At 69.9% G+C, this 5840-nt stretch carries 7 protein-coding genes; 3 read left to right on the top strand and 4 right to left on the bottom strand.

Annotated features, from left to right (window positions below; translation table 11 throughout):
- The coding region (locus WBA11_RS12485) for a penicillin acylase family protein (protein WP_424521006.1) at nt 1-237 on the bottom strand (237 nt) is incomplete at its 3' end.
- A gap of 67 nt (nt 238-304) precedes the next feature.
- Here WBA11_RS12485 and WBA11_RS12490 point away from each other — a divergent pair.
- Both WBA11_RS12490 and WBA11_RS12495 read left to right on the top strand, forming a co-directional pair.
- Nucleotides 305-634 carry a DUF2188 domain-containing protein gene (locus tag WBA11_RS12490; RefSeq protein ID WP_424521007.1) on the top strand — a complete coding sequence of 110 codons (330 nt, stop codon included), beginning with the start codon at nt 305-307 and terminating at the stop codon, nt 632-634.
- Complete coding sequence (locus tag WBA11_RS12495; RefSeq protein WP_424521008.1) at nt 631-849, top strand: hypothetical protein; 219 nt, start codon at nt 631-633, stop codon at nt 847-849. The genes WBA11_RS12490 and WBA11_RS12495 overlap by 4 nt, the downstream gene beginning before the upstream one ends.
- Here WBA11_RS12495 and WBA11_RS12500 read toward each other — a convergent pair.
- From WBA11_RS12500 to pepT, 3 genes are all read right to left on the bottom strand, one after another.
- Complete coding sequence (locus tag WBA11_RS12500) at nt 846-1043, bottom strand: hypothetical protein (RefSeq protein WP_424521009.1); 198 nt, start codon at nt 1041-1043, stop codon at nt 846-848. The two genes, WBA11_RS12495 and WBA11_RS12500, sit on opposite strands and share 4 nt — an antisense overlap.
- A gap of 91 nt (nt 1044-1134) precedes the next feature.
- Nucleotides 1135-3108, bottom strand: a complete 1974-nt coding sequence (locus WBA11_RS12505) for a hypothetical protein (protein ID WP_424521010.1) — start codon at nt 3106-3108, stop codon at nt 1135-1137.
- A gap of 44 nt (nt 3109-3152) precedes the next feature.
- Nucleotides 3153-4436 carry a peptidase T gene (gene pepT, locus WBA11_RS12510; protein ID WP_424521011.1) on the bottom strand — a complete coding sequence of 428 codons (1284 nt, stop codon included), beginning with the start codon at nt 4434-4436 and terminating at the stop codon, nt 3153-3155.
- Nucleotides 4437-4487: 51 nt separating this feature from the next.
- Between pepT and WBA11_RS12515 the strand changes: the two genes are divergently transcribed.
- Nucleotides 4488-5675, top strand: a complete 1188-nt coding sequence (locus tag WBA11_RS12515; protein WP_424521012.1) for a hypothetical protein — start codon at nt 4488-4490, stop codon at nt 5673-5675.
- Nucleotides 5676-5840 lie beyond the last annotated feature (165 nt).

The following is a 5840-nucleotide window of genomic DNA, read 5'->3' on the forward strand; positions in this document are numbered from 1 at the left end:
GCGCTCTTGCGCGTGGACGAAGCCGAGCGCCCGGGCCGCGTCGGCCCGCGTCGACGCCGTGATCGTCGGGATGCCGGCGGCGTCGCGCTCGACGGTCACGTCGGCGGTAAGACCCGGGAGCGGCTGCTCGCCCTCGAGGTCGGGGACGCTCGCACGCAGGGTGGTCCACACGCCGACGGCGCCCAGAAGCACTACGGCGATGACGATGAGGACGATGAGGAGGAGCGCGCGCTTCATGGCGAGGCATGGGGAGGGACCGGATCGAACGTAAGGGCGTTTACGATGCCCACACCCGCGTCCAGCCATGCCGACCCGAAACGTGTACCACGTCGTCCCGAGCGACGACCGCTGGGGCGTCCGTCTCGCCGGATCACCGACGTTGTCGTACGAGGTCGACGACCGCGACGACGCCCTCGAGCGCGCCGTCGGCTACGTCCGTCAGCTCGGCAGCGGCCGGATCGTAGTGCATGGGGAGACGGGCCAGATCGAGACGGTCCACAACTACGACAGCCTGCCGTCGTCGCCCTCGAGGTCGCCCGAGTGGGCGGAGACGTTGCTCTCGACGCCGGTCTTAATCGGCGTCGGCGCCGCGGCCCTCATCGCGTTCGGCTACGGACTGTCACGCCGGGGATGAAGGTGATCGGCCTGCGGCTGGTCTCTCGAGACGGCCACGACGACGCTGGGCATGTCCGCGCCGACCTCGAGGCCGCCGCCTTTCACCTCGTTGGCGCGGTGACTCGTCACCCGCGCGGCGGTTGGCTCGTAAGCCTAGAGGTCGAGCCAGACGTCGACCTCGACGCGCTCGGTCGCGCCCTCGAGGACGCCGGCTACCGGGCCGCCTTCGGCTAGGGCGCGTCCGTCGAGTCCGGCACGAGCCTCGGCATGGCCATCCGGCGCTCGGTCTCTTGCGCCTCGACCTGGGTTTGGATGTCGTCGTTGTCCCATCCTCGCGTGATTAGGAACGTCGCGAGGACGGAGAGGCCCAGCATCGCGGCGGCGAAGACGGCGACGAACGTTCGGGTCTGGGAGCGAGAGAGCGGCATCGAGGTCGGGGCAGTCACGCTCAGTACGTCCACGTCGGGCGCGGGTGCCGCCGCTTCTGTGGAGCGTCCTCGAGGACGTGGCCTGCCTAGCTCAGCCGTTCGGGTCGAAGAACGGGTTGTCGATCACGATGGACTCGCGTTCCCGGCCGAGCGGGGCGGCCTCGCTCCAGCCGTCGTCGACGTAGACGAACTCGGCCTCGATGCGGAACCGCTCGGCGCGCGGGTAGCGGGACTGGTCGAAGGCGTAGTTCATCCCCGACCGCGTCCGGCGCTCGACCTCGGTCCACCGGCCGCCCTCGAGAACGGACAGCCGGAACGTGGGCACGATGTTGACGCGGAACGGTGTCCCGACCCAGCGCGGAAACGCGAACGCCCACGTCTCGCTCGGCGTCGCGACGATGCCCATATCCGGGTCGTAGGTCTTGATGGTCCCGCTGCGGCCGTACCGAACTCCCAAAGTGAAGTCGGGCGGGTCGGCGGTGAACCGATCGCCGTCGTGGCGAAGGCCGTTGTCGAGCAAGCCGAGGTCGTTCGTCGCTCGGAGGTGTCGTCCGTTTGTCTCCGCGAGTAGCGTCCGGCGGATCTCCAGGGCGTCGGCGGTCGCGGCCTCGAGGCCGAGGGACGGGTCCGTGGCGTAGTAGAAGTAGTCGAACTCGGGGAGCCAGTCGCGCTCGAGCGTCCGGCCCTGCGTCGTTCCGACCCACAGGATGGTCCACATCTCGGCCAACTCGGCGGTAAAGCGCGTGTCGTAGCTCTCGAGCCGCGCCGAGGCAAACTGCCCGGCCTCGTCCGCGACGTTGCCGGACCGGTCGGCGTGCCACACGACCTCGAGGCGCCCGTCCTCGGCGATCGAGAACAGGATCGAGACGTAGCGGTCGCCGGACAGCAGGTACTCCGCGATCTCATCGACGTCGCCCTCGATGGTCGCGCCGTTGCACCGCGCGGCCGGAGGGCGGCAGGTCTCGACCCGGGCGGCGTTGACGCGGTCGTCGGCATCGAGGGCGACGAGCTCGGGGTTGGCGTGGGCCGAGGAGCCTTGCCACCTCGCGTTCCCGCCCGCCACGTGCTCCAGGAATCCGGGCGAGATCGAGGTGCCTGCCGAGAAGTGGTACTGGCCTTCGCCGCCGTACCACAGCGACTCGGTGTTGACCTCGTTCCAGGTCACGAGCTGCGGCCGACCGTCGCACGTCCCGCAGATCCACTGCCACGGTTGGTGCTCGTTGATGGCCTGGACCTGGTTGTAGAGCCACGGCTGAAACAGAAGTTGGCCGCGAGCGCGGTGGTAGTCGCGGGGCGGCTTGACGCGGACCAGCCAGGTGCCGGTGTTCGCCATCAACCCGCTCGCCAGAGTGACCGCGCCGAACGTCGTCTCGTCCTCGACCGAGTGCCCGGCCTCGAAGCCCAAGCGGAGCCGACCGGTCGCGTCGCCCGCGCTCGGACCCGTCAGGCTCTCGAACCGAGTCCGAATCCGGTTGCCCCGCTCCGGCCACTTAGGATCGAAAAATGTCCGGTTGACCGACTCGTGCGCTTTGTACGGGTCCTCGCTGATCGACCCGTAGTACCAGAACCTCGCCTGGGCCGACTCCAGGTCGTCGCCCTCGAGGACGTGCCACGTGCTGCGGCCAAAGAGGGTCTCGGGAGATCCTCCGACGATCTGGTTGTCCGCGCGCGCTCGGTCGTCGAAAAAGCGCCCCAGGTCGAAGTCTGTTGGGCCGTAGCTGAAGTCGTCGAACACGAACCCGTAGGGGCGGGGGGCAGACGGCCTCGAGGACGGCGGGGGGTCTGAGCCTGGGCGAGTCGTGGGCTCCGACCTCGAGGCCGACGACTCCGACCTCGAGGCGAGACCGCCGCCAGATCTGGAGTCTAGGTCGGCGCGCGCCGGTCGGGATGTGCCGAGGGACTCGTCATCCGACGGGTCTGGGACAAGGCTCTGCCCCGCTGGTCGGTTCGGCGTGGCCGTCCTCGAGGTCGCGGTCACGGCGCCGGGCCGCTCAGGAGCAGGCTTGTCCGCGCAGGCCGACGCGGCGACGAGACCCAAGAGTGCGACGACAGAGCGGAGAGTCATGGGTGAGGAGCTGGCTACGGGATCGTAACGGCGCAAGACGAGGGCTAGCTCGGGGGCTGCTCCGCGCCCCAACGACGGACGAGCGCGTGGACGAATCGCAACGCCCGTTCCAGGTTCTGGACCGTGTTCCACTCGAAGCGGCTGTGGAAGTCGTGGCCGCCCGTGAACACGTTGGGGCAGGGGAGACCCTTCTCGCTCAGACGAGCGCCGTCCGTTCCACCGCGAACCGGCTCGAACTCGAGGTCGATGCCTGCCGCTTCCGCCGCCTCGAGAGCGTGCGAGATGACCCGCGAGTCGACGTCCTCGACGTAGCTCCGCATGTTCCGGTAGCTCTCCGCGATCTCGACCGTGACGCGTGAGCCCGGATGGTCCGCTTCCACCGCGGCGCCCAGGGCTCGGACCAACTCTCGCTTGGCGTCCATGCCCGCGTCCTCGAAGTCGCGGAGGAGGACCCGAACGGTCGCGCGCTCCGCTCCGCTCTCCAACGTGTGTGGGTGGAGGTACCCGGCGCGACCGTCGGTCGTCTCGGGCGCCTGGTCCGGCGGCAGCGCGGCGACGAAGGCCGCAGCGACCCGCGTCGCGTTCACCATCACGCCCTTCGCGTAGCCCGGGTGCACCCCGACGCCCTCGACGGTGACGGTCGCCTCGGCCGCATTGAACGTCTCGACATTGAGCACGTCCACGCCGGCGCCGTCCAGCGTGTACGCCACGTCGGCGCCCAGCGCCTCGAGGTCGAGCCGGTCCGTGCCCTTGCCGATCTCCTCGTCCGGCGTAAACAAGATGCGAAGCGTGGGACGAGGGGCGGGCCGCTCGCCGCGCTCGACCGCGTCGGCCTCGAGGGCGATCAGGTCCTCGACGAGCTGCATCGCGAGCGCGACGCCGGCCTTGTCGTCCGATCCCAACAGCGTGGTCCCGTCGCTCGTGATCAGGTCGTGACCGATGTGGTCCATGAGCATCGGTTGCCGAGCCGGGTCCAGATTCCCGCCCTCGAGGTCGACGACCGACCCGTCGTAGTCGGGCACGATGTGTGGGCGGACGTTCTCGCCCGGAGCGTCGGGCGACGTGTCGAGGTGGGCGACGAGCGCGACCACCGTCGGGGTCGTCCCTGGCAGCGTCGCGGTGACGTAGCCCCACTCGTCTTCGAAAGCCTCGAGGCCGAGTGTGGCGAGCTCGTCGATGAGCAGCCGCCCCAGGTCGCGCTGCCGCTCCGTGGAGGGGAACGTCTTCGAGGACGGATCGGAGGTCGTCCAGACCTCGGCATAGCGGCACAACTTCTCGGCGACGGAGGGCACGTCGGGGATCTCGCGCCAGGGGCGGGCAGCAGGCATGTCTGGGATGGGGTGGAATCGAAGGTAGGCGGTCTGGGGTGCCTTGAAGCCATGGCCCGCGGCGCCGGATCTTCGGTCCACTCCCCGTACTCCATCATGCGCGTCACGCCTCTTCTCCTCGCCCTCGTCCTGGTCGGCTGCGACAGCGGCGGCCTCGAGGCCGGCGAGCCGTTCTCGTACGCCACCGACGGCACGGACTCCGCCGTCGACGTGGTGCAGGCTCCCAACGGCGACCTCGTCGTGACCGGCTCGACCGAAGGCGTTCAGCGACCGGCCGACGGGACGCTGGCCCTGCCGACCGTTCTGCGGTTCGGCCTCGACGGAGAGCTCACGTCGGCCGAGGTCTACCGCGATCTCGGGTTCGGCTCCGTCCAGGGCGTCGCGCTGGTCGACGGAGGCCTGGCCATCGCCGTCTCTGCTGGACCGGACGACCCCGGCGCGACCGAGGTGACCGTCTACCTGACCGACGACGAAGGACGGCGCCAGAACGTGGTGCTCCGGCCCGACGCCGGCTTTACCCAGCGGAGTAACGTCCGCGTCCTCGACGACGGCAGCGTCGCCGTCGCGGTGTACGCGGCCACGGTGACGTCGCCCCAGCTGTACCTCCTCCGCCCCGACGGCACTGTGGTGTGGTCCGAGCGGCTCGCCAACGTCCAAGACATCCTCGCCCTCGAGGCCGCTCCCGGAGGGGACCTCTACGTGCTCGGTTCTGGAAGCCAGGGGAGCACGATCACCAGGGTCAGCGGGGCCGACGGGTCGGAGGTGTGGGGTGCGGTCCGGCCCTCGTCGTGGACCGCGTCGAGCCTCGCGCGGACCGCGAGCGGACTGGCCGTCCTCGAGTCGAACCCTGCCGAGGCGACCCTCCGCGTCTCTCGGTTGTGCGAGGACGGGGCGCGGCTATCGACCGCGACGGTGGTCCAGTTGGACACCGAGGGCGAGTCCTCCCGCAGCCTCAATGGAACGGCGATCGAGGCGCTCTCCAACGACCGCGTCGCCGTCGCCTGGGTCGAGTCGGGGCCGTCGTTTCAAACGCCTCCCGACGCCTACGTCGCGGTCGTCGGCCTCGAGGTCGAGTCGGCGGCGCGGTTCGGGGAGCGTGGCCGGTGGGCGGCCGTGAACGCGCTCCAGGCCCTCACCGATGGGCGGGTCGCGGCGGTAGGGGAGGCCGGCCCCGAGTTTATCGGCGGCTTCGGTGGCGACGACTTCGACGTCCGCGTCACGTTGTACGACGTCGACTAGGCTCTGTCTGGCGACTCCAGATCGGCCTGCACGTGGCCCCAGCGCCGGCTCGCCGTGTCGCGCTCCATCGCCATAGCCTGCGCGATAGCTGCTTCGCGCTCCTTGCGAGTCGACTCCGGCGATCGCGTTCGGCCCCGTCCCGAATCACCAGACAAAGCCTAGACG

Origin of the sequence: Rubrivirga sp., from assembly GCF_049648075.1 — a bacterium.
Lineage (GTDB): Bacteria > Bacteroidota > Rhodothermia > Rhodothermales > Rubricoccaceae > Rubrivirga.

What these genes read in the sequence shown, in the direction of transcription:
- WBA11_RS12490 (WP_424521007.1), top strand. Translation starts at nt 305, where the DNA reads ATGCCGACCCGAAACGTGTACCACGTCGTCCCGAGCGACGACCGCTGG.
- WBA11_RS12495 (WP_424521008.1), top strand. Translation starts at nt 631, where the DNA reads ATGAAGGTGATCGGCCTGCGGCTGGTCTCTCGAGACGGCCACGACGAC.
- WBA11_RS12500 (WP_424521009.1), bottom strand. Translation starts at nt 1,043, where the DNA reads ATGCCGCTCTCTCGCTCCCAGACCCGAACGTTCGTCGCCGTCTTCGCC.
- WBA11_RS12505 (WP_424521010.1), bottom strand. Translation starts at nt 3,108, where the DNA reads ATGACTCTCCGCTCTGTCGTCGCACTCTTGGGTCTCGTCGCCGCGTCG.
- pepT (WP_424521011.1), bottom strand. Translation starts at nt 4,436, where the DNA reads ATGCCTGCTGCCCGCCCCTGGCGCGAGATCCCCGACGTGCCCTCCGTC.
- WBA11_RS12515 (WP_424521012.1), top strand. Translation starts at nt 4,488, where the DNA reads ATGGCCCGCGGCGCCGGATCTTCGGTCCACTCCCCGTACTCCATCATG.